The organism is Streptomyces sp. NBC_00984, from assembly GCF_045162475.1.
GTDB lineage: Bacteria > Actinomycetota > Actinomycetes > Streptomycetales > Streptomycetaceae > Streptomyces.
Genome location: NZ_CP108734.1, coordinates 2,004,713 through 2,025,307 on the forward strand (window position 1 = coordinate 2,004,713; position 20,595 = coordinate 2,025,307).

General features: G+C 71.8%; 22 protein-coding genes. 12 read left to right on the plus strand and 10 right to left on the minus strand.

What is annotated here, in order from left to right; translation table 11 throughout:
• Nucleotides 1-42 precede the first annotated feature (42 nt).
• Nucleotides 43-444: a GntR family transcriptional regulator gene (locus OG520_RS08680; protein ID WP_399329030.1), complete on the minus strand. Its 402-nt coding sequence runs from the start codon at nt 442-444 to the stop codon at nt 43-45.
• Between the two features lie 120 nt (nt 445-564).
• Here OG520_RS08680 and OG520_RS08685 point away from each other — a divergent pair, with 120 nt between their 5' ends.
• Genes OG520_RS08685 through OG520_RS08695 form a run of 3 tightly spaced genes read left to right on the plus strand, consistent with a single transcriptional unit; the run spans nt 565 to nt 2,704 of the window.
• Nucleotides 565-936, plus strand: coding sequence for a hypothetical protein (locus OG520_RS08685; protein ID WP_266428368.1), 372 nt, complete (start codon nt 565-567; stop codon nt 934-936).
• Nucleotides 933-1,910: an ABC transporter ATP-binding protein gene (locus OG520_RS08690; protein ID WP_406012788.1), complete on the plus strand. Its 978-nt coding sequence runs from the start codon at nt 933-935 to the stop codon at nt 1,908-1,910. The genes OG520_RS08685 and OG520_RS08690 overlap by 4 nt, the downstream gene beginning before the upstream one ends.
• The gene (locus OG520_RS08695) at nt 1,907-2,704 is read left to right on the plus strand and encodes an ABC transporter permease (protein WP_406012789.1); all 798 of its coding nucleotides are present in this window, start codon (nt 1,907-1,909) and stop codon (nt 2,702-2,704) included. Before OG520_RS08690 ends, OG520_RS08695 begins: the two co-directional genes overlap by 4 nt.
• 66 nt (nt 2,705-2,770) lie before the next feature.
• On the opposite strand, the gene msrB is transcribed toward OG520_RS08695, so the two are convergent.
• The 4 genes from msrB to OG520_RS08715 all read right to left on the minus strand — a co-directional run bounded on the left by msrB (nt 2,771) and on the right by OG520_RS08715 (nt 6,008).
• Nucleotides 2,771-3,178 carry a peptide-methionine (R)-S-oxide reductase MsrB gene (msrB, locus tag OG520_RS08700; RefSeq protein WP_389979262.1) on the minus strand — a complete coding sequence of 136 codons (408 nt, stop codon included), beginning with the start codon at nt 3,176-3,178 and terminating at the stop codon, nt 2,771-2,773.
• A 9-nt stretch (nt 3,179-3,187) separates the two neighbouring features.
• Nucleotides 3,188-4,582 (minus strand): UDP-N-acetylmuramate--L-alanine ligase, encoded by a 1,395-nt coding sequence (gene murC / locus OG520_RS08705; protein WP_406012790.1) that lies wholly within the window; start codon nt 4,580-4,582, stop codon nt 3,188-3,190.
• A gap of 59 nt (nt 4,583-4,641) precedes the next feature.
• The gene (locus OG520_RS08710; protein WP_329193344.1) at nt 4,642-5,094 is read right to left on the minus strand and encodes an indole-3-glycerol phosphate synthase; all 453 of its coding nucleotides are present in this window, start codon (nt 5,092-5,094) and stop codon (nt 4,642-4,644) included.
• A 149-nt stretch (nt 5,095-5,243) separates the two neighbouring features.
• A complete protein-coding gene (locus OG520_RS08715; protein ID WP_385328098.1) occupies nt 5,244-6,008 on the minus strand; it encodes a pyrimidine reductase family protein in 765 nt (254 codons plus the stop codon).
• A 37-nt stretch (nt 6,009-6,045) separates the two neighbouring features.
• On the opposite strand from OG520_RS08715, the gene zapE reads away from it, so the two are divergent.
• The 5 genes from zapE to OG520_RS08740 all read left to right on the plus strand — a co-directional run bounded on the left by zapE (nt 6,046) and on the right by OG520_RS08740 (nt 12,720).
• Complete coding sequence (gene zapE, locus OG520_RS08720; RefSeq protein WP_399329025.1) at nt 6,046-7,185, plus strand: cell division protein ZapE; 1,140 nt, start codon at nt 6,046-6,048, stop codon at nt 7,183-7,185.
• An 82-nt stretch (nt 7,186-7,267) separates the two neighbouring features.
• The gene (locus OG520_RS08725) at nt 7,268-7,693 is read left to right on the plus strand and encodes an OsmC family peroxiredoxin (RefSeq protein WP_399329024.1); all 426 of its coding nucleotides are present in this window, start codon (nt 7,268-7,270) and stop codon (nt 7,691-7,693) included.
• Between the two features lie 125 nt (nt 7,694-7,818).
• A complete protein-coding gene (locus OG520_RS08730; protein ID WP_399329023.1) occupies nt 7,819-9,219 on the plus strand; it encodes an alkaline phosphatase PhoX in 1,401 nt (466 codons plus the stop codon).
• 257 nt (nt 9,220-9,476) lie between these two features.
• A complete protein-coding gene (locus tag OG520_RS08735; protein WP_406012791.1) occupies nt 9,477-11,699 on the plus strand; it encodes an FAD-dependent oxidoreductase in 2,223 nt (740 codons plus the stop codon).
• Between the two features lie 169 nt (nt 11,700-11,868).
• Nucleotides 11,869-12,720 (plus strand): polysaccharide deacetylase family protein, encoded by an 852-nt coding sequence (locus tag OG520_RS08740; RefSeq protein WP_399329022.1) that lies wholly within the window; start codon nt 11,869-11,871, stop codon nt 12,718-12,720.
• A 29-nt stretch (nt 12,721-12,749) separates the two neighbouring features.
• On the opposite strand, the gene OG520_RS08745 is transcribed toward OG520_RS08740, so the two are convergent.
• Genes OG520_RS08745 through OG520_RS08760 form a run of 4 tightly spaced genes read right to left on the minus strand, consistent with a single transcriptional unit; the run spans nt 12,750 to nt 15,215 of the window.
• Nucleotides 12,750-12,965, minus strand: a complete 216-nt coding sequence (locus tag OG520_RS08745; RefSeq protein WP_406012792.1) for a hypothetical protein — start codon at nt 12,963-12,965, stop codon at nt 12,750-12,752.
• 14 nt (nt 12,966-12,979) lie between these two features.
• Nucleotides 12,980-13,648: an ABC transporter gene (locus OG520_RS08750; protein WP_406012793.1), complete on the minus strand. Its 669-nt coding sequence runs from the start codon at nt 13,646-13,648 to the stop codon at nt 12,980-12,982.
• Nucleotides 13,645-14,493 carry an ATP-binding cassette domain-containing protein gene (locus OG520_RS08755; RefSeq protein ID WP_406012794.1) on the minus strand — a complete coding sequence of 283 codons (849 nt, stop codon included), beginning with the start codon at nt 14,491-14,493 and terminating at the stop codon, nt 13,645-13,647. Before OG520_RS08755 ends, OG520_RS08750 begins: the two co-directional genes overlap by 4 nt.
• Before the next feature lie 44 nt (nt 14,494-14,537).
• Nucleotides 14,538-15,215 (minus strand): AIM24 family protein, encoded by a 678-nt coding sequence (locus OG520_RS08760; protein WP_266428330.1) that lies wholly within the window; start codon nt 15,213-15,215, stop codon nt 14,538-14,540.
• Nucleotides 15,216-15,286: 71 nt separating this feature from the next.
• On the opposite strand from OG520_RS08760, the gene OG520_RS08765 reads away from it, so the two are divergent.
• The 4 genes from OG520_RS08765 to OG520_RS08780 all read left to right on the plus strand — a co-directional run bounded on the left by OG520_RS08765 (nt 15,287) and on the right by OG520_RS08780 (nt 19,683).
• On the plus strand, nt 15,287-16,048 hold the full coding sequence (locus OG520_RS08765) for a peptidyl-tRNA hydrolase (RefSeq protein ID WP_399329019.1): 762 nt from the start codon (nt 15,287-15,289) through the stop codon (nt 16,046-16,048).
• Between the two features lie 395 nt (nt 16,049-16,443).
• Nucleotides 16,444-17,742 carry a DUF692 domain-containing protein gene (locus OG520_RS08770; protein WP_406012795.1) on the plus strand — a complete coding sequence of 433 codons (1,299 nt, stop codon included), beginning with the start codon at nt 16,444-16,446 and terminating at the stop codon, nt 17,740-17,742.
• Between the two features lie 5 nt (nt 17,743-17,747).
• The gene (locus OG520_RS08775; RefSeq protein WP_406012796.1) at nt 17,748-18,800 is read left to right on the plus strand and encodes a TIGR04222 domain-containing membrane protein; all 1,053 of its coding nucleotides are present in this window, start codon (nt 17,748-17,750) and stop codon (nt 18,798-18,800) included.
• Between the two features lie 79 nt (nt 18,801-18,879).
• Nucleotides 18,880-19,683: a TIGR04222 domain-containing membrane protein gene (locus tag OG520_RS08780; RefSeq protein WP_406012797.1), complete on the plus strand. Its 804-nt coding sequence runs from the start codon at nt 18,880-18,882 to the stop codon at nt 19,681-19,683.
• A 179-nt stretch (nt 19,684-19,862) separates the two neighbouring features.
• Here the strand turns inward: OG520_RS08780 and hemQ are convergent, their stop codons facing one another.
• Entirely contained in the window at nt 19,863-20,591 is a 729-nt protein-coding gene (gene hemQ, locus OG520_RS08785) for a hydrogen peroxide-dependent heme synthase (RefSeq protein ID WP_362447313.1), read from the minus strand.
• Nucleotides 20,592-20,595 lie beyond the last annotated feature (4 nt).

Genomic DNA, 20,595 nt, shown 5'->3' on the forward strand with positions numbered 1-20,595 from the left:
AACGTCGTGCCGCGGCCCAGGTCTCCCGCCCGGCCCCACGGGTCAGGGCTTTTCGTCCTCACTCCCGGGGAAGCCGTCCAGAACCGCCGCGACATGACTCTTCACCTCCTCCTTCGCGATCCCTCGCACGTCCAGCTCGGCGAGGAGGGTGCGCATCCGCGCCTCCCAGTCGACGCCGGCCCGCAGTTCGTCCGACGGCTGCTTGACGTCCGGCCGGACCGCCGCACCGCTCTTGCGGTTGATGCGGATGATCCCTTCGCGTCGTAGCAGGTCATAGGCCTTGTTGACGGTGTGGAAGTTGATCGCCAGGTCGACGGCCAGCTGCCTGGTGGAAGGAAGACCGGCACCGGGCGCCAACGCCCCTTCCGCGATGGCTTCCACCACCCGGTCCCGGATCTGCTGATAGATCGGCACCTCGCTGTCGAGGTCGAGCACTAGGTACACGCCCCACACTCTATCTGCTATACATCTAATAGAACAGACGCTCATGGCACATGCGGCAGCGCGATGGCCCTGCGCAACTGCCCAGGGGCCGCCCAGGCCCCCGATGAAGGGTGAATCCCCATGGCACTGATGAACATCTCCGACACCGGCCTCACCATCGAGTTCACCGGTCGTGAGCGCATATGGATCCGGCGCGACCCGCTGACCGTCCCGCTCACCGCGGTCCGCCGGGTGACCGTCCTCGACCATCCCCTGCGCGCCGCCCACGGCGCCCGCAAGGGCCTGCACGCCTCCGGAGTCGCCAAGATCGGCACCTGGGGGTTGCTCACCGGCCCTCGCCAGCTCGTGGCCGCCTACCGGGACAGGCCGGGACTGCGCGTGGAGCTGGACCGCGCCGCCGCCGGTGGCGGCTTCGACGAGCTCGTCCTCTCGCTCGACGACGCGCAGCGGCTGGCGCGACTCATCGAGCAGCGGGTGGGGAGCACCCGATGAGCGGGCGGCCGCAGGGCCTGCGTATCGAAGTCGACGGGCTGACCAAGCGGTTCGGCCGTGTCCGGGCCGTCGAGGATCTGAGCTTCACCGTGCGGCCGGGCGTCGTGACGGGCTTCCTCGGCCCCAACGGCGCGGGCAAGACCACGACGATGCGGATGATCCTCGGCCTGGTGAGGCCGACCGCGGGCACCGCCACCATCGGCGGGCAGCGGTACGCGGAGCTGTCCAGGCCCTCCGCCACCGTGGGTGCCGTGCTCGACGCCTCCGCGGTCCACCCCGGCCACACGGCACGGGACCATCTGCACATCTACCGCACCATGGGCGGCCATCCGGCCGACCGGGTCGACCGGTTGCTGACCCGGCTCGGACTCGCGCAGGCGGCGGACCGCCTGACCCGCACCTTCTCCACGGGCATGCGGCAGCGGCTCGGCCTCGCCACCGCCCTGCTGGGCGACCCGCGGGTGCTGCTGCTGGACGAGCCGGGCAACGGACTCGACCCCGAGGGCATCGCCTGGCTGCGCGGCCTGCTGCGCGAGCTGGCGGCCGAGGGGCGCACGGTGCTGGTGTCCAGCCATGTGCTGAGCGAGGTGCAGCAGATCGTCGAGGACGTCGTCGTGATCCGCGAGGGCCGGCTGGCGGCGGCGGGACCGCTGACGGAGATCGAGCGGCTCTCGCCCGGCACGGTGCTGGTCCGCTCCCCGGACGCGGCGGCGCTGCGCGCCGCACTGCTGCGCGGCACCGCGGGCGCCGGCGCGGCCGACCGGGTGGACCTCATGCCGGACGGAACGCTGCGCGTGTACGGGATGGCGGACTCCGCCGTCGCCGATCTGGCCGCCGCCGAACGACTGCGCGTGTACGGGCTGACCGCCGGAACGAGCCTGGAGCAGCTCTTCCTCCGGCTGGCGGGGGACGACGCACCGGCCGGCCACGACCGGTCGCCGGTACGGGCGAACGAGGAGCGGGACCGGCGATGAACGCACTGATCAAGGCGGAGTTCCGGCGCCTGGCCGCCACCCGTCTCCGGCTGTGGGCACTCCTCGCGGCCGTCGCCCTGGGCGGCGGCATGGTGGGGGTGATGACGCTGGTCGGCCCGGAGAACTTCGATCCGCCGGCGCCCGGCCTGGACACCGAGGACGGCGTCCGTTCCGTCCTCGGGATGCTGAGCTTCACGGTGTTCCTGCCGGCCGCGCTCGGCACCCTGGCGATGACCGGGGAATACCGGCACCGCACCGCCACGTACACCTTTCTCCACGCCCCGCGGCGCCGGCAGGTGCTCACCGCCAAGCTCGTCGTGTACGGCGTCGCCGGCCTGCTGTACGGGCTGGTGCTCACCGGCACCGCCGGGGCCGCCTTCTTCGGGGGCGCCGCGGCGCGCGGGGTGACCCCCGGCATGACCACCGGTGAAGTGTGGGCGCTGCTGCTCGGGCCGGCCCTGGCGATGGCGGTGTACACCTTGCTGGGCGTGGCCGCCGGGGCGCTGATCCGCCACCAGGTCGCGGCGCTGGCCGTCGTCGTCGGCTATCTGTACGCGGGTGAGTACCTGCTGATGATGATCCCGGGCGTCAAACTCCTCTACCCGGTGCTGCCCGGTGGCGCCACGGCGTCCCTGACCGGCTTCAGCTACGTCGCGGACACGATGGCCGCGGAGCTGGCGACCGGCCCGGTGCCGCTGCTCTCCCCCGTCGGTGGCGGACTGCTGCTCGCCGGCTACGCCCTGGCCGCGGCGTTCGTGGCGGTCCTGGTGCCGATGCGCAGGGACGTGCACTGAGCCCGCACGGCGGAGCGGGTGCCCCGGAACGCGGTCCGGGCACCCGCTCCGCCGTGCTCTCGTCCCTCAGCCCTCGTCCGGGGCCAGGCGCAGCGAGATCGAGTTGATGCAGTACCGCTGGTCCGTCGGGGTCGGGTAGCCCTCGCCCTCGAAGACATGGCCGAGGTGCGATCCGCAGCGGGCACAGCGGACCTCGGTGCGGACCATGCCGTGGCTGCGGTCCTGGATCAGTTCGACCGCGTCCGTGTCCTTCGGGTCGTAGAAGGACGGCCAGCCGCAGTGCGACTCGAATTTGGTGTCCGAGCGGAACAGATCGGCGCCGCAGGCACGGCAGGAGTAGACGCCCGTGGTCTTGGTGTCGGTGTATTCACCGACGAAGGCGGGTTCGGTGCCGGCCTGGCGCAGGACCGCGTACTCGGCCGGCGTCAGCTCCGCCCGCCACTGCTCGTCCGGCTTCTCGATGTCGTACGACACGGCGCTCCCTCAGCTCGACAGATGGTCCAGGATCTGCGGGCCGAGGTCCGTGACGTCGCCCGCTCCCATGGTGAGAACGAGGTCGCCGGGCTTCGCCATTCCCGCGATGGTCCCCGGGACCGCGGCCTTGTCGTGGACGGCGGTGACGTCGGCGCCCGCGGAGCGCGCGGCGTCGATGATCAGGTCGCTGGTGATACCGGGGATCGGGTCCTCGCGGGCCGGGTAGATGTCCAGCACCACGGAGCCGTCGGCCAGCGCGAGGGCCTGGCCCATCTCGGTGCCCAGCTCCTGGGTGCGGGAGAAGAGGTGGGGCTGGAACACGACCAGGAGGCGGGCGTCGGACGCGGCGCCGCGCATCGCTTCGAGGTCCGCGGTCATCTCGGTGGGGTGGTGCGCGTACGAGTCGATGACCTGCACGCCCGCCGCCTCGCCCTTGAGCTGGAGGCGGCGCTTGACCCCGGTGTACTTGCCGAGGGCCGAGGCCAGGTTGTGGGCCGGGACGCCGAGGGCGACACCGGCGGCGAGGGCCGCGACGGCGTTGAGGGCGTAGTGGCGGCCGGGCACGGAGACCGTGAACGTGAGGTACTTCCCGTTCAGGACGACCGTGACCTCGCTGGTCAGGCCGCGCGGGGTGATCTTGTGGACCCGCACGTCGGCGGTCTCGGACTCGCCGTAGGTGACGACGTTCAGCGAGGGGAGGGCACGGACCCGCTCGGTCAGCTCGACGGCGCCGGCCTGGTCGGCGGCGATCACCAGGGTGCCGCCCGGGACGATCTTGCCGGTGAAGGCCTCGAACGACTCGTAGATCTCGTCCATCGAGGCGTAGTTCGCGTGGTGGTCCAGCTCGACGTTGAGGACGATCGCGACCTCGGGGTCGTACTTCTGGAAGCTGCGGTCGCTCTCGTCCGCCTCGGCGACGAAGATCGCGCCCTCGCCGTGCGCGGCGTTGGTGCCGGGGCCGGCCAGGTCGCCGCCGATGGCGTACGAGGGGTCGAGGTTCAGCTCGGTCAGGGCGACGGCCAGCATCGACGTGGTGGTCGTCTTGCCGTGCGTACCGGCCACCGCGATGGCGCGCAGGCCGCCCATGAGCGAGGCGAGCGCGTCGGAGCGGTGCACGACGGGGACCGACAGCTCGGCGGCGCGCAGCAGCTCCGGGTTGTCGGCGCGGATGGCGCTGGAGACGACCACGCACGAGGCGTCGTCCGCCAGATGTCCGGCGGCGTGTCCGATGTGGACGGTCGCCCCCAGCGCCCGCAGCGCCTCGGCGGTACCCGACTCCTTGGCGTCGCTGCCGGCGACCTTGGCACCGCGCTGGGCGAGGATCTTCGCGATGCCCGACATTCCGGCGCCGCCGATGCCGATGAAGTGCGGCCGTTCCATGGCGGCAGGAATACCGGGTGCCATGCGTGTGTCTCCCAGAAGTCGATACGGGTACCGGAGCCGGTACGGGGTGCCCGCCCAGCCTATTCGCTGTGCGCGAAGAGCTTGAGCACCGGTACGCCGACCTTGTGGCGGGCCCTGGACGCCCAGTCCCGGTGGAAGAACTCCTCGACGTAGTGCGGCGCGGTCAGCACGATGACCTCGTCCGCCTCCGCGTCGTCGACCACGGACTTCAGCTTGTCCAGGGGGTGGTCCTCGATCACCTGTCCGACCGCTTCGGAGCCTGCCTGCCGCAGGGCCTCCAGTGATACTTCGAGCGCGAGTTCGGCGGGCTGTCTGGCGTTCTTGCCCTCCGGCTCCTCACCCTCCCGGGCGGCTTCCTTCAGTTCGCCCATCGCCAGGTCGTCGATCGCCCGCAGCAGCACATCGGCCTGGTCACCGCGCGGCTGCATGAGCACGACGAAGGAGATCTGCTCCTCCCCGTGCAGGGTGGTGACGAACTCGACGTCCTCGGAGGTGAGGGGCTTCTCGATCATCAAAACGCTGGTGAACACCACGGGTGCCCTTCTGCTTCAGTGGCCGTCGCCGGTCACTGCTGAAACCATCCTTCCCCGTGCTCGCACGGGGTCTGCGAGAGTAATTGTGCCCACCGGAGGCTAACCGGAACGACAAATTCCGCCGATGGTCAGATCCGACGGTACCGAGTGAAGAGGAACCCGGCCTCTTCCAGCATCGACGCCAGGGCGAATCGTTCCGGCACGGCGACCGAGGGGCCGCCCGCGATCCGCTGCGCGTCTCCGGCGGTCAGCATCGGCGAGAGGGTCAGACAGAGCTCGTCCAGCACCCCGGCGGCCACGAACTGACCGAGCATCCTCGGGCCGCCCTCGGTCAGCAGTCGCTTGAGTCCGCGGTCCGCCAGCTCCCGTACGGCCCTGGCAGGGTCCACCCGGGAGCCCTCCCCCGCGATCACCACCTCGGCGCCCGCCCGGCGCGCCTCCTCGATCCGGGCCGGAGGGGCTCCGGCACCGGTCAGGACCAGGGTCGGGACGAGCGGCTCGGTGAAGAGCGGCAACGAGAAGTCGAGGTCCAGACTGCCGCTCACCACGGCGATCGCGGGCGCGGGGCCCTGTCCGGCCGCGGCCCGCCGGGCGGCGAAGGCCTCGCGGGCCCTGGCGGGGCGGTAGCCCTCCAGGCGTACCGTCTCCGCCCCGGCCAGCACCACGTCCGCCAGACCGCGCAGGGTGCCGAAGATCCGCATGTCGCTCTCGCAGGAGATCGGCTGCGAGCGGCCGTCGTGCTGGGCGGCCCCGTCGAGCGTCGAAACCATGTTGGCGCGCAGCCAGGGGCCGTCCTGCTCGGGGTAGGCGTAGGCGTCGGCCAGCGCGTCCAGGCTCCACTCCCCCTCGTGGTCAGCCGGTGTCAGGTCGGTCACAGGGAAGAGGCGTCGCATGTCCTGCAGTCTGGCACGGCGCTTAAGGTTGAGAGTTGTGTCGTCCTCCACAGCCCTGCCGGGGCAGAGCCCCATAGCCGAAACGGCCCCCCTGTCCCTCTGCGCACTCGAGCCCCGCGTTCCCGCCGACCGGCTGGTCGCCGAGATGGTGCCGCCGCCGCGCTTCGACTCCGTACGCTTCGATACGTATGTGCCGGACCCGAACCAGCCGAGCCAGATGGAGGCGGTCGGGGTCCTGAGCGACTTCGCGGCCGGGCTCGGCGGGGCGCACGCCAGCGGCTCGGGCAAAACCGGAAGAGCGCGAAGCGCATCCTTCGAGGGGTGGTGGCGGGCGACGGGCGGGCGGTTCAGCAGGAAGCCCGCGGCTCCCTCGGCGCCGCTCGGGGTCTACCTCGACGGCGGTTACGGCGTCGGCAAGACCCATCTGCTGGCCTCCCTCTGGCACGCCACCCCCGCCGCCCCCTCGCTGAAGGCGTTCGGCACCTTCGTCGAGCTGACCAACCTGGTCGGCGCGCTGGGCTTCCAGCAGACCGTGCAGACGCTGAGCGGGCACCGGCTCCTGTGCATCGACGAATTCGAGCTGGACGACCCGGGCGACACCGTGCTGGTGTCGTCGCTGCTGAGCCGGCTGGTCGAGGCGGGGGTCGCGCTCGCCGCCACCTCCAACACGCTGCCCGGCAAGCTCGGCGAGGGCCGGTTCGCCGCAGCCGACTTCCTGCGGGAGATCCAGGGGCTGTCCGCGCACTTCCGTCCGCTGCGGATCGACGGCGAGGACTACCGCCACCGCGGGCTGCCCGAGGCCCCGCCGCCGTACTCCGACGAGCAGGTCACCAGGGCCGCGTACGCCACCGAGGGCGCCAGCCTGGACGACTTCCCCTCGCTGCTCGACCATCTCGCCCGGGTCCATCCGAGCCGCTACGGCGCGCTGACGGACGGTCTGCGGGCGGTCTGCCTCACCGAGGTCCAGCCGGTTCCCGACCAGTCGACCGCACTGCGGCTCGTCGTCCTCGCGGACCGGCTGTACGACCGGGAGGTCCCGGTGCTCGCCTCCGGGCTGCCGTTCGACCGGCTGTTCAGTGAGGAGATGCTGAACGGCGGATACCGGAAGAAGTACTTCCGGGCGATCTCCCGGCTGACGGCGCTGGCGCGCGACGCGAAGGGGCTGGTGGCGCAGTAGGTTCGGGGACGTACCCCCTCGGGGCCCTTGGGCGCCGAGGGGCTCCCGTATCGACCGCGCACACCGTTTGAAGGGATTCGGCATGGCAACCACGCGTCAGGCTCACACGGTCTGGGAAGGCAACCTGCTCGAGGGCAAGGGGGTCGTCACCTTCGACTCCTCCGGCACCGGCGAGTTCGATGTCTCCTGGCCTTCCCGCGCGGAGAAGCCGAACGGAAAGACCAGCCCCGAGGAGCTCATCGCGGCGGCCCACTCCAGCTGCTTCTCGATGGCGCTGGCCCACGGTCTGGCCGCGGCCGGCACCCCGTCGACCCAGCTGACCACCACGGCCGACGTCACCCTCCAGCCCGGCACCGGCATCACCGGTATCCACCTCACCGTCCAGGGCCAGGTGCCCGGTATCGACGAGGCGGACTTCGTCAAGGCCGCCGAGGACGCCAAGGCGAACTGCCCGGTCAGTCAGGCACTGACCGGCACGACGATCACGCTCTCCGCCTCGCTGGCCTGACCACAGGGGCCACTCCCGGCCCGGGACACACCTGGGGCCCGGTGACCCGCATGGTTCCCGCGCGGCGATACGCGTGCTACACACATGCGGGTCACTTCTCCTGTCCGCCAGCAGGGAGTTGCCTCATGTCATCAGAAACGTCACGACCGACCGCGGAAACGTCACGTCTGTCCGCCACTCGTCGCCAGGTCCTGGCCGGCAGCGGCGCGGCCGTTGCCTCCATCGCCTTCACCGGAGCGTTCTCCGAACTCTTCGCGGGTACCGCGGCCGCCCGGGGACACAGCGGGTACGGCCCGCTGGTGCCCGACCCCGACGGTCTGCTCGACCTTCCGAAGGGCTTCCGCTACCGCGTCCTGTCCAGGGAGGGCGACCAGCTCCGCTCCGGCGAGGGCCCGGTACCGAGCAACCACGACGGCATGGCCGCCTTCGCCGGCCGTCACGGTCACGTCCGCCTGGTCCGCAACCACGAGAACCGCGTCACCGCAAAGCTCCAGGTCCCGGTCGTCGAGGGCCTCACCTACGACCCGATGGGCAAGGGTGGCTGTACGGCCCTGGAGCTGGACGGCCGCAACAACGTCCTCGGCGAACGCGTCGCCATCGCCGGTACGGCGGTGAACTGCGCGGGCGGCCGTACCCCTTGGAACACCTGGCTGACCTGCGAGGAGACCGAGGACAGAGCCGGTACCAACGGCTACACCAAGGACCACGGCTTCATCTTCGAGGTGGACGGCGCCGATCCGCACCGCACCGGGGCCGTGCCGCTCACCGCGATGGGCCGCTTCCAGCACGAGGCCATCGCGATCGACCCGAAGAGCGGGATCGTCTACGAGACGGAGGACGCGTTCGACAAGCCGTTCGGGCTCTTCTACCGCTTCCTGCCGAACAAACCACTCGGCGGCACGGGCTCGCTGCGGGCCGGCGGCCATCTGGAGGCCATGCGGGTGCCGGGCGTGCCCGACCTCTCCGTGGTCCAGGAGACCGGGGCGAGCTTCGAGGGCATCGAGTGGGTCCCCGTACCGGATCCGCTGGCGACCGGGACGCCGATCCGGTTCCAGGACTTCGGCCCGAAGGGCATCACGCACGCGCAGAAGCTGGAGGGCTGCTACTGGGGCGGCTCCTCGGTCTACTTCGTCTCCAGCTTCGCGCACAGCTCGCAGGGGTCCGCCGCCGACCACTACGGCCAGGTGTGGCGGTACGAGCCGAAGCGGCGACGCCTCACGCTCGTGATCGTCTTCGGCCCCGGCACGGACGTGCAACTGCCGGGCGAGTCCCCGGACAACATCTGCCTCGCCGCCGACGGCGGGCTGATGGTGTGCGAGGACGGCGACGGCGCGCAGCATGTGTTCGGTCTGACGCGGGGCGGCGAGGTCTACGCGATGGCGCGGGGCCGGCAGAACATCGGGACACCGCAGGAGCCCGAGTGGGGAGAGTTCGCCGGGGTCACGTTCGCTCCGGACGGCGGGACGATGTACGTGAACTGCTACACACCGGGGACGACGTTCGCGGTGACGGGGCCGTGGCGCTGACGCGCTGAGCCACGAGGTGCCGGGGGGCGGACAGTCGGTGTCCGCCCCCCGTGCGCTGCCCGAACGGCCCGCGTCCCGACGGACATCGGCCGCAGAAGCTGCGGCGGGGATCCACGCATGGAGATAGGCTCCCGCCTGGTTCCGCGCGCCTCCGCGGAACCCGTTCGCACCGACGGGGAACGGAACACAGCTCACCCTCGACGGTGCACCGCATGCCTTCCGCAGCCTCGAAACCAACCCCCGATGGGACGTGAACCATGAGGCAAGAAACCGCACGGCACGACATCACCGTCGTCGGCGGCGGTCTGGCCGGTGTCTGCGCGGCGATCGCCGCCGCCCGGCTGGGCCGTACCGTGGCACTGATCAACAACCGGCCGGTTCTCGGCGGGAATTCAAGCAGCGAAGTCCGGGTCTGGGTCGTCGGCGCCACCGCTCACGGCAACAACCACAACGCCCGTGAGGGCGGCATCATGGGCGAACTCTTCGTCGAGAACCAGTTCCGCAACCCGGACGGGAATCCGTACTACTGGGACATGGTCGTGCTGGACGCGGTCCGGGCCGAGCCCGGGATCACGCTCTACCTCAATACCGACGTGCGGGAAGTGGACGCGGACGGGCCCGAGGACGCCCGGCACATCAACGCCGTCACCGGGTGGATGATGGGCTCCGAGCGGCTCATCCGCTTCGAGAGCGAGCTGTTCCTGGACTGTTCGGGAGACGGCCTGGTCGGCGCCCTGGCGGGTGCCCGCCACCGCATCGGCCGGGAGTCGCGGGCGGAGTACCTCGAACCGTGGGCGCCGGAGGAGGCCGATCGCATCACGCTGGGATCGACCCTGCTCTTCTACACCAAGGACGCGGGGCACCCGGTCAAGTACGTGCCGCCGTCCTTCGCCAAGAACATCGCCGAGACCTCGATTCCGCAGCGCCGCATCATCAAGTCCGGTGACAACGGCTGTGCCTACTGGTGGATCGAGTTCGGCGGCGAGCTGGACACGGTGCATGACAACGATGCCATCCGTGACGAGTTGTGGGCGGTCATCCACGGCATCTGGGACCACATCAAGAACTCGGGCGAGTTCGACGCCGCCAACATGACGCTGGAGTGGGTGGGTTCGGTGCCCGGCAAGCGCGAGTACCGGCGCTTCCTCGGCGACTACGTGCTCCACCAGGGCGACATACTCGGCCAGACCGAATTCGCCGACCGGGTCGCGTTCGGCGGCTGGTCCATAGATCTGCATCCGCCGAAGGGCATGTACGCCGACGGGGACGGCGCCAAGCAGCGCTACGCGGACGGGATTTACCACATTCCCTACCGGAGCCTGTACTCGGTGAACACGACGAACCTGCTCTTCGCCGGGCGCAACATCTCCTCCAGCCATGTCGCCTTCGGCTCGACCCGGGTCATGGCGACCTGCGCGACGATCGGCCAGGCCGCGGGCACCGCTGCCGCACTGTGCGCCGCCCGGGGTGTCGCCCCGCGCGCACTCGATGTGCCCGTGCTGCAACGCGCCCTGCTGCGGGAGGACGCCTCCGTCATCGGTCTGGCGTCGGCCGACCCGGACGACCTGGCCCTGCACGCCACCGTCACGGCCTCGTCCAGCCTGACCGACTTCGGTGTCGGGACAATGCTGGAGCGCCTGCCGCTGACCGCCGACGCCGGCCTGGTGCTTCCCGTAGACCCCGAACTGACCGGCCTCGAACTGCTCGTCGACGCCGAGCGGGACACGGAACTCGTCGTCGAGCTCCACGACCCGGAGCTCGGACAGAACTACGTCCCCCGCCGCCTCGTCGACTCCGTCACCGTGCCGGTCGCCGCCGGGTCGAAGCAGTGGGTCGTGACGGGGCTCCGGTGGACGCCGGAGAGCGCCCGCAACGCCTTCGTCGTCGTACGGGCCAATGAGGACCTCGCCCTGTACAGCACCGACGGGCCGGCCCCGGGCGTGCTCGCCCTCACCCGCATCCCGCTGGACCCGCGTGCCGAATCGCCGCAGCCGCTGCGCGAGTGGACCGACAGGGGCCTGCTGCGCCTCGGCTTCCGCTTCCGGGCGGGTGAGACCGCCGCGTACGCCCCCGCCAAGGCCGTGGACGGCTACGCCCGCCCGTACGCCGGTCCGCACATGTGGGTCTCCGAGCCCCTCCAGGAGGGCGCGGGAGCCTGGCTGGAGCTGGTCTGGCCGCAGCCGGTCACGCTCCGCCGGATCGATGTCCTCGCCGATGACGACGTCAACGAGGACCTGATCAACCTGCATCATCACCGGACCCCGTTCGACACGCTGCCGACCCTGCTGCGGGACTACCGCGTCGAAGCGCGCGAGGCGGACGGCACCTGGCGGACCGTCTCCCGCACGACGGACAACCGGCGCCGCCGCCAGGTGCACACCCTGGACGAGCCGGTCACGTCGACGGCTCTGAGGATCGTCGTCGAGGCGACCAACGGAGCCGCCTCGGCGCATGTCGTCGCGGTTCGCGCGTACGCGTAGGAGCGGACCGGCCGGGCGACCCGCCGGGGACCTGCGGGACGGATCATCCGGGGCGGCGATTCGACGGCCCGGGTGAATCCGCGCGCGACTCCGACGGAGAGAAGCGCCACATCCATCCCCTAGTCACATAACTGGATATTTTCCGCTAGTGACTCATTCCGTGCGGAAAATGGCAGCTCTGACTGTTCTTGGTGTGGTGCTCGGCAGCCTCACCGGCTGTGGGGGCCACGGCAGCACGCCCGCCGACGGTCCCTCGGCCGCGGGCCGTACGCCTTTCGTGGTCCATGCTCCGTCGCACCGGGTCCCGGCACCGCCGCCCACCATGCCTCCGGGCCCCGGGGCACAGACACCCGTCTTCGCCCACGGGGCGAGGACCGGCGGGAAGGTGGTGGCGCTGACCTTCGACGCCGACATGACGGCCGCCGAGGGACCGCGCGCGGCGGCGGGCGAGCACTTCGACAACCCCGGACTGATCGCGCTGCTGCGCGAGTTGAAGGTGCCCGCGACGGTGTTCATGACGGGGCGGTGGGCCGATGAGTACCCGGCGCAGGCCAGGTCCATCGGCGCCGATCCCCTCTTCGAGGTCGCCAACCACTCGTACAGCCACTACGCCTTCACGTCCCCCTGCTACGGGCTGCCGACCGTGGCGAAGGGCGACATGCGCGCCGATACGGCGCGGGCCTTCGCCTCGTTCCGGAAGGCCGGCGTGCGCAATACGGTGCCGTACTTCCGCTTCCCCGGCGGCTGTTACGACGATGCGTCGCTGCGCGCGCTCACGCCCGAGAAGGTGACGGCGGTGCAGTGGGACGTCGTCAGCGGCGACGCCTTCGCGACGAACGCGGACGCGGTGGCCGAGCAGGTGCTGGACGGGGTGCAGCCGGGCTCACTGGTCGTCATGCACTGCACCCGCAGCGCGGCGCCGGTCACGGACGAGGCGGTACGCCAGGTGGTCCCCGAACTGCGCAGGCGCGGGTACCGCTTCGTGAAGGTCTCCGACCTGATCCGGGCGGCACAGCCCTGAGAGCCTGTCGGGTGACCTCTGAGCCCTGCCTAGCCGGAGCACGCCGTGCGCTGGGCCTCCTGCCATTCGCAGACCGGGCAGAGGGTGATGCCCCTGACCGACTCCGGGTACTCGGTCGGCTTCCGGCAGAGCACGCACTCGGCGTACGGAGGACCCGCGGCGGCCTCCGTCCCGGTGGCCGCGGGGTCCGCGGCAGGTGTACCGCAGTACGCCTCATCCCTGCGCCCATCCATGCGCTCGTCCATGCGTACGAGCCTACTCAGCCGCGCAGGGAAGCCAGCTTGCAGGCGAGCGCGGCCGCCGCGGCGGCGAGGGCGGCGGCGACCACGAACAGCAGGACGGGCAGGTGCACCGTGCCTGTCCGCGAGCCGGTGACCAGGTCCGTCACGGCGGAGTTCGCGGGCGAACCGCTGGTCACGAGGGCCAGCAGCGCGGCCGGCACGGTGCCGGCGACGGACCAGCCCCGCCGGAGCAGCAGCGGCCGGGTGCAGAGCGCACCGGCCACCGCCCCCAGCAGCACACAGCAGGCGACGGCGAGCAGTCCGGCGATCCCGGCGGGCAGCAGCGCCACCCGGACGGTGTTGTCGGTGCCGGCCGGCCTGCTGATCAGCAGCACGGTCAGGGTGGCGGCCACACCCAGCAGCCCGGCGCAGCCGAGTGCGGCGAGCAGCGATGCCAGATGTGCCCTCGGCGATCCCACCACCGCGGCGGTCACGGTCCGGGCGGCGGGCGGTTCCTGGTTGACGCAGAGCTGTACGAGCCAGGCGGTGACGGGCAGGAGCCCGGCGGCGGCGTAGCCGAGCGAGTCGAGGACGGGCTGCCCCCACTGCACGCCGATGCCGACGAAGGCCACGTACAGCAGGACCGGGGCGAGCCAGCGCTGGGAGCGGACCAACAGGGCGGTCTGGTAGCGGAGGAGGGCGGTCATGATGCCTCGGGGGTCGGGGTGCGGTGCGGGGGCCCGTCGGTCCCCGGGTCCGCCACGCGGCCGGGGGCGGCAGCCAGTTGCCGGATGTGCCAGGGCGGGCGCGCGGTGAGCAGGGCGCGCAGCAGCGCGTCGGAGTGCGCGGCCGCGACGGTGAGCCGCACGCCCCCGTCGGCCCCGGGCGTGTGCTCCGGCGCGCCCGGCAGTCCGGCGGGGAGCACGGCGCCGGGCGGGCCCGCCGCCTCGATCCGTACCCGCGGGCCCGTCTCGACGGACCGTGCCCCGGATACGGCGAACAGGCCGTTCCCCTCGATCCGGAACGCGGCGTCGGCCGCCCCGGCGAGCCTGCGCGGGTCGTGATCGACGAAGACGACGGTGGCGCCGGCCGCGACCCGTTCGGCCACGGCCCGGTCCAGCTCGTCGCGGGCCGCCGTGTCGAGCCCGGTCCATGCCTCGTCCAGGATCAGCAGCTCCGGCTCGGCGAGGAGCGCCTGGGCGACGGCGACCTTCTGGCCGGTGCCCTTGGAGAGGTCCGGGAGCGGTGTACGGGCGTGGCCGGCGGCCCCGAAGCGTTCGAGCCACGATTGGGCGCGGTCCGCCGCCTCGGAGGTCCGCAGGCCGTGGATGCGGCCGAGGTGGACGAGGTACCCGGCCGCGGTGAACGGCAACGCCGCCGAGAAGCGCTCGGGGACGTACGCCGTGCGCGGTCGGCGGCCGGTGATCCGGCCCTCCGTCGGGGAGTCGATCCCGGCGAGCAGCCTCAGCAGGGTCGACTTCCCGGTGCCGTTGGCGCCCTCGACCCGGATCAGAGTGTGCGCGGGCAGGTCGAGGTCGACCCCGCGCAGCACCCACGGTCCGCCGAGGCCGTACCGGCGGCCGACGCCTGTCAGGTTCAGTTGGCCGTCGCCTTCTCGGGCTTGGCCTCGCTGGGTCGTACGATCACGAAGCCCTCGCCGTCCAGCCGCAGTTGGACGGCCTCGCCGGATCCGCCGCGGATCATGGAGCCGAAGCTCTGCGAGCGGTGCAGCGAGGTGTTCAGGTTGGCGCTCCAGCCGACCACGGCGTCCGTGTCGACGCAGACCGGCTGCTGGGGCGTGACGGGTATCACGATGGGGTGGCCCTCACACATCAGGCCGAGCTTGCCGTATCCGGTGAAGACGCTGTTGAAGAGTCCGCCACCGGTCATCCCGGCGCCCTTCACGGTCTTGATCTCGTAGGAGAGCGTGGAGTCGAAGCAGAGCACGTTGCGGCCGTTGATCGTGAGGACGTCGCCGTGCTCCATGTCCACGATGAAGCAGTTGGCGGCCTCGTGCGCGAACCATGCCTCGCCCTGGCCGCGGACCGCCATCAGCGGCAGCCCCTCGCCGGTCACGGCGCGCTTGAGCATGCCGCCTATGCCCTGGCCCTTGCGCTCGAACTGCAGATCGCCGCGGAAGGCGATCATCGAACCCTGGCGGGCGTGCATCTCGCCGTTGACGGCGTACTTGATGGATTTGGCGTTCTGCAGGGTCATCCCGGGGGCCGTTGCCTGCTGCGCCATGTTCTCGCTGGAAAAGAGATCGCTCTTCATGCGGTGCATCCTCACCCGGAGCGTTTCATTCCGCCAAGAATCATTTTCCGGGCGGCTGGCAGACTGGACGGGTGAGCAGCAATGACACCCCCGTATCCCCGGCCGCATCCCCGGCCACGCCCCACTCACCTGCGGCGGACAGCCCGTTCAGGACGGAGCCGACGAGCCTCGACGAGGCGCCGCAGTACGTGCTCCCGCTCGTGGTGCACATCGAGAAGACGGCTCCCCCGGCCCGTACCGACGCGCTGCGGACCGCCGCCCGCGCGGTGCTCGTGATGCTCTCCGACGAGCGCTCGGACGGCGAGGGCGAGTGGGCGCGGGCGATGCGGGACTGGCAGGACGCCCGGATCCGCAAGGTGGTGCGACGGGCGCGCGGCGCGGAGTGGCGCAAGGCGTCCGCGCTGCCGGGCATCACGGTCACGGGCGAGAGCGCCGAGGTGCGGGTCTTCCCGCCGGTGCCTCTGGACGGCTGGCCGAAGGAGCTGGCGAAGCTCCAGGTTTCGGGGACGGATCTGGACGATCCCGAGCCGCCCGCCGCGCCCGGTCCCTCGGGCCCGGTGCTGTGGCTCAACCCGGAGCTGGACATGTCGGCGGGCAAGACCATGGCGCAGGCCGGGCACGGTGCGCAGCTCGCCTGGTGGGAACTGTCGGAGACCGAGCGCAAGGCGTGGCGCGAGGCGGGCTTTCCGCTCTCCGTCGCCACCGCGGAGCCGGGCCGCTGGCAGGAACTCACGGTGAGCGGGCTTCCGGTGGTGCATGACGCCGGGTTCACCGAGATCGCTCCCGGCTCGTGCACGGTGGTCGCCGACCATCCGGCACTGCGACGCGGCTGAGAGGCTGTCGGGTGACCTCCGATCGGAAAGCGGACGCGGTCTGGTGCGTGCGATTCCAAGGCGCCGGGATGCCCTCGGATGGGGCCTCCCCTGCTCGAACGAAGTTGAGAGTTCGAGGAAGGAGCTACTAGGGCATTTCGGCAACGCCGGAAGCGTGCGTGCCAGGGCGTGGCCGCCCGATCGGAGGTCACCCGACAGCCTCTGAGCGCGGGCGGGGCGGCTCCGTCCTCGCCCGTCCCCGAGGACCCGCCCCCGAGGACCGTCCCCGCCCCGACCTCCCCGCCCCGACCTCCCGGACCGGGAACCTCAAATCAAGCTCTGAACGTCCTCCTGTTCGGATTCGGCACCGCCCTCCGGGGCCATGAGCCCTGCACGGTGCGGAGGAGGGGGACGGCATGGAGCTGGGAATCGGTATCGGCTGGCGGCCGGAGATCGCGGACGCCGTCGAGGCGCTGCCCGGGATCGACTGGGTGGAGGCGGTGGCGGAGAACATCTGCACCGGCCATCTGCCCGATTCGCTGGTACGGCTCAGGGAGCGCGGGGTCACGGTCGTGCCGCACGGCGTCTCGCTGGGCCTCGGCGGGGCCGACCGCCCCGACGCGGGGCGGCTCGCGGATCTCGCCGCCCGCGCCGAGCTGCTCTCCGCGCCCCTGGTGACCGAGCACATCGCGTTCGTACGGGCCGGGGGGCCGCGCACCTCTTCGCCGGGGCTGGAAGCGGGCCATCTGCTGCCCGTCCCGCGGACCCTGGACGCCTTGGACGTGCTGTGCGAGAACGTACGCATCGCGCAGGACTCGCTGCCGGTGCCGCTGGCCCTGGAGAACATCGCGGCGCTGATCTCCTGGCCGGGCGAGGAGCTGACCGAGGGGCAGTTCCTGGCGGAGCTGGTCGAGCGCACCGGGGTCCGGCTGCTGATCGATGTCGCCAATCTGCACACCAACCACGTCAACCGGGGCGAGGACCCGGCCACCGCGCTCGACGAGCTGCCGGTGGAGGCCATCGCGTACGTACATGTGGCGGGCGGCGTCGAGAAGGACGGCGTCTGGCACGACACCCACGCCCATCCGGTCACCGCGCCCGTCCTCGACGTCCTCGCCGAACTCCGTTCCCGGGTCGACCCGCCCGGTGTCCTCCTGGAACGCGACGACGACTTCCCGCCGGCCGGGGAACTGGCGGGCGAACTGGACACGATCCGCGCCACCTTGGACCGGTCGGCGGCGCACATGACGCGGTCCGCGCCGGGTTTTCGTCCGACCGCGCGGACCGTGGCGTCCGCGCCCCCGGACGCCACGCGCGACCGGCTCGCGGCCGCCCAGAACGCGCTGCTCGCCGCCCTCGTCGCGGGTGGCCCCGCCCCGCAGGGCTTCGACCGGCGCCGCCTCGGGATCCAGAGCCGCGCCCTGGCCGCCAAGCGGGCCGGGGTCGTCGCCAAGCTGGCACCGGAGCTGCCGGAGATCCTGGGCGCCGGCTACCGGGACGCCTTCCTGGCGTACGCCACGGCCCGCCCCATGTCCGCCGGATACCGGCGCGACGCGCTGGACTTCGCCGAGGAGCTGCTGATCGCGGGCCGACCCGCCGACGACGCCGCCCGGCGCCGGCTGACCCACTGGTGGCAGGACCGGGCCGGCGCGCGCCCGCCGCGCCGCACCACCCGGTTCGTACGAGCGGCCCGCGCGGCCCTGACAGGAAGGTGACCGGCATGAACACCGTGGCACTGCTGGTGGATCTCGGCATCGTGGTCTCCTCCGTCCTTCTGATCGTGGGGCTCGCGCGTGCGCGTCGCGGCGTCGGCGGCTCCGTCCACGACCTCTACGAAGTCGCCTTCCTCAACGGTGGTCCGGGCAGGGTCGTGGACACCGCGCTCACCGCGATGCGGGCGGACGGACGGCTGGCCGTCGGGGGTCCCGGAATCGTCGCCGTCCAGCGGGCCGATGCCCGTGACCCGGTGGAGCGCGCGGTGCTCCAGGAACACGCCCTGGCCCCCAGCGGCGCGCTGCACACCCTGCGCGACGCGGTGATGCGGCACCCCGCGGTGCAGGAGATCGGCGACGGGCTCGCGGCCCGCGGTCTGCTGGCCGCGCCCGCCGCGAGCCGGACGTGGCGCCGCTGGGGCATGGCCCAGGGACTGGTCTGCGTACTGGCCGTCCCGCTCACCGTCGTGGCGACCGTCACGCAGTCGCTGTCCGACGAACTGTCCCCGGACTCCCCCGTGCCCTTCGTCTTCAAGGTGCTCCCGGTCCTGATCCCCGGCTTCCTCATCGGCTTCATCTGCGCCGGCATCGCCCGGGGACGCGTCACCAGGTCGGGGCGGCGGGCCGCCGAGGCGTACCGCTCCGCCCGGGCGGGCAACCCGCAGCCGGCCCATCTGGTCGCCACGCTCGGGCTGCGGGCCCTCCCCGATCCCGAGCTCCAGGCGCAGTTGATCGCGGCGGCCCGGATGCAGCCGGGCGGACGGGCGTCCGGGCGGCAGACGCGCTCGGCGGCTGCGGCGTCCACGGGTGCCTCCGCCCTGCTCCTCGCACCGGTGGTGTGGTGTGCCGGTACGAGCCCCGGTCACAGCAGTTGCGGGAGCTCCGGCGACGGGGGCAGCAGCGGGGGCGGCGGGGGCGGGTGCAGTTCCGGGTCGGGCTGTGGATCGGGGTCCGGATCCGGCTGCGGCGGGTCGAGCGGCTCCGGCTGCGGCGGCAGCAGCAGCAGCGGTTCCAGCTGCTCCAGCAGCAGCTGTGGTGGCGGGTCCAGTTGTGGCAGTTAGGACCTGCCCGGCGCCGCCGAACTGTCCGCATGATGAACAGGCCATGGCTTTCCACGCCCGCCTCGCATAGGAATCCGCCATGCTCTGGGTTCTGTTTCTGCTGGTCGCATGGGGTGCGGCAGCCATCTCGTGCGCCCGGCTCTGCCTCGTCTCGGCCCGCGCGGGACTGCTGTCCCACGCCTCCTCGGATCCCGCGGAGGGCATCGGCTCCGGCCATGAACTGACCCTGTACGAGTCGGCGTTCCTGGCCGGCGGACCTCACCGGGTGGTCGATCTGGCGCTGGTCACCATGCATCTGCGACGACGGCTGCTGCTCGCCCACACCGGCTGGGCGACGGTCGTCGACCCGGAGGGCCGGGACGAGATGGAGCGCACGGTGATACGTGCGATAGGCCCGCAGGGCCAGGCCCCGATATCTCCGGTACGGACGGCCGCGGCCACCGCCGACGCCGTACGCGCCCTGGCCGACCGGCTCGTCGCCGCCGGCCTGGCGCTGCCGCGCGGCGCCGGGACCGATGTCGGCGCCGCGGTGCGCGCGGTGCGGGGCGCGGCTCTGCTGGTGGTCGCGATGGGCGCGGTCACGTTGCTGATGCCCGGTCAGGAGCACGGTCCCGGCGGCCCGGTGGTGTCGCTGCTCGTCCGGTTCGGACTGCCGTTCGCGCTGACGGTCGGCTGTCTGGCCATCGCCCGGATGGAAATCCATCCGTACAGCTCGTGGGCCTCGCCCGCCGGTCAGCGGCTGCTGGCCGCGAACGACGTGCCGGCCGCCGGGGCGGACCGCGACGTCCTGGCGGTGATCGCCGTACGGGGTGTGCGCGCCGTGGACGATCCGGCGCTGCGGGCCGCGCTCGGCGGCGGGGCGGGCGGACGACGCTACTTCTGAAACACGCCCTGGAACCGCCGGTCCGTCACGGGGTGGTGCGTGTCGAAGGACGCCGGTGCGGCGCGCGGAACGCGCGCCGCACCCGGAGCCGGACCCGGTGTCGCTGGAACGACGGGCAGCGCGAACGCGCCGGTGCCCGCCGTCTGATCTTCCGGGTCGGGGTGGTCGGAGCCCGCTCGCTACGCGAGCCCGGCCACCAGGTCTGCAACCGACTTCCTGCGCCCCGTGTAGAACGGGACCTCTTCGCGGACGTGCATCCGCGCCTCGGAGGCCCGCAGGTGACGCATCAGGTCGACGATGCGGTAGAGCTCATCGGCCTCGAAGGCGAGAATCCACTCGTAGTCGCCGAGCGAGAAGGAGGCGACGGTGTTGGCCCGGACGTCGGGGTAGCCGCGGGCCATCTTGCCGTGGTCCGCGAGCATGCGACGACGGTCCTCGTCGGGCAGCAGGTACCAGTCGTAGGAGCGCACGAAGGGGTACACGCTGATGTAGTTGCGCGGCGTCTCGTCGGCCAGGAACGCCGGGATGTGCGACTTGTTGAACTCGGCGGGGCGGTGCAGCGCCATGTTCGACCACACCGGCTCCAGTGCCAGGCCCAGCCTGGTGCGCCGGAAGAGGTTGTACGCCTCCTGCAGCTCGTCGGCCGTCTCGGCGTGCCACCAGATCATGACGTCGGCCTCGGCACGCAGGCCGGAGACGTCGTAGGTGCCGCGGACGGTGATGTCCTTGGCCGCGAGCTGGTCGAACAGCTCCTGCACCTCGTCGGCGTATCCGGCCCGGTCCGCGGGCAGGACGTCGCGCAGCTTGAAGACGGACCACAGCGTGTAGCGAATGACCTCGTTGAGGTCCTTGGCCTTCTTACCCGCGTTGGGGCCCTTGCTTGATTTCACAGTCTCAGGCGCACTCATACGG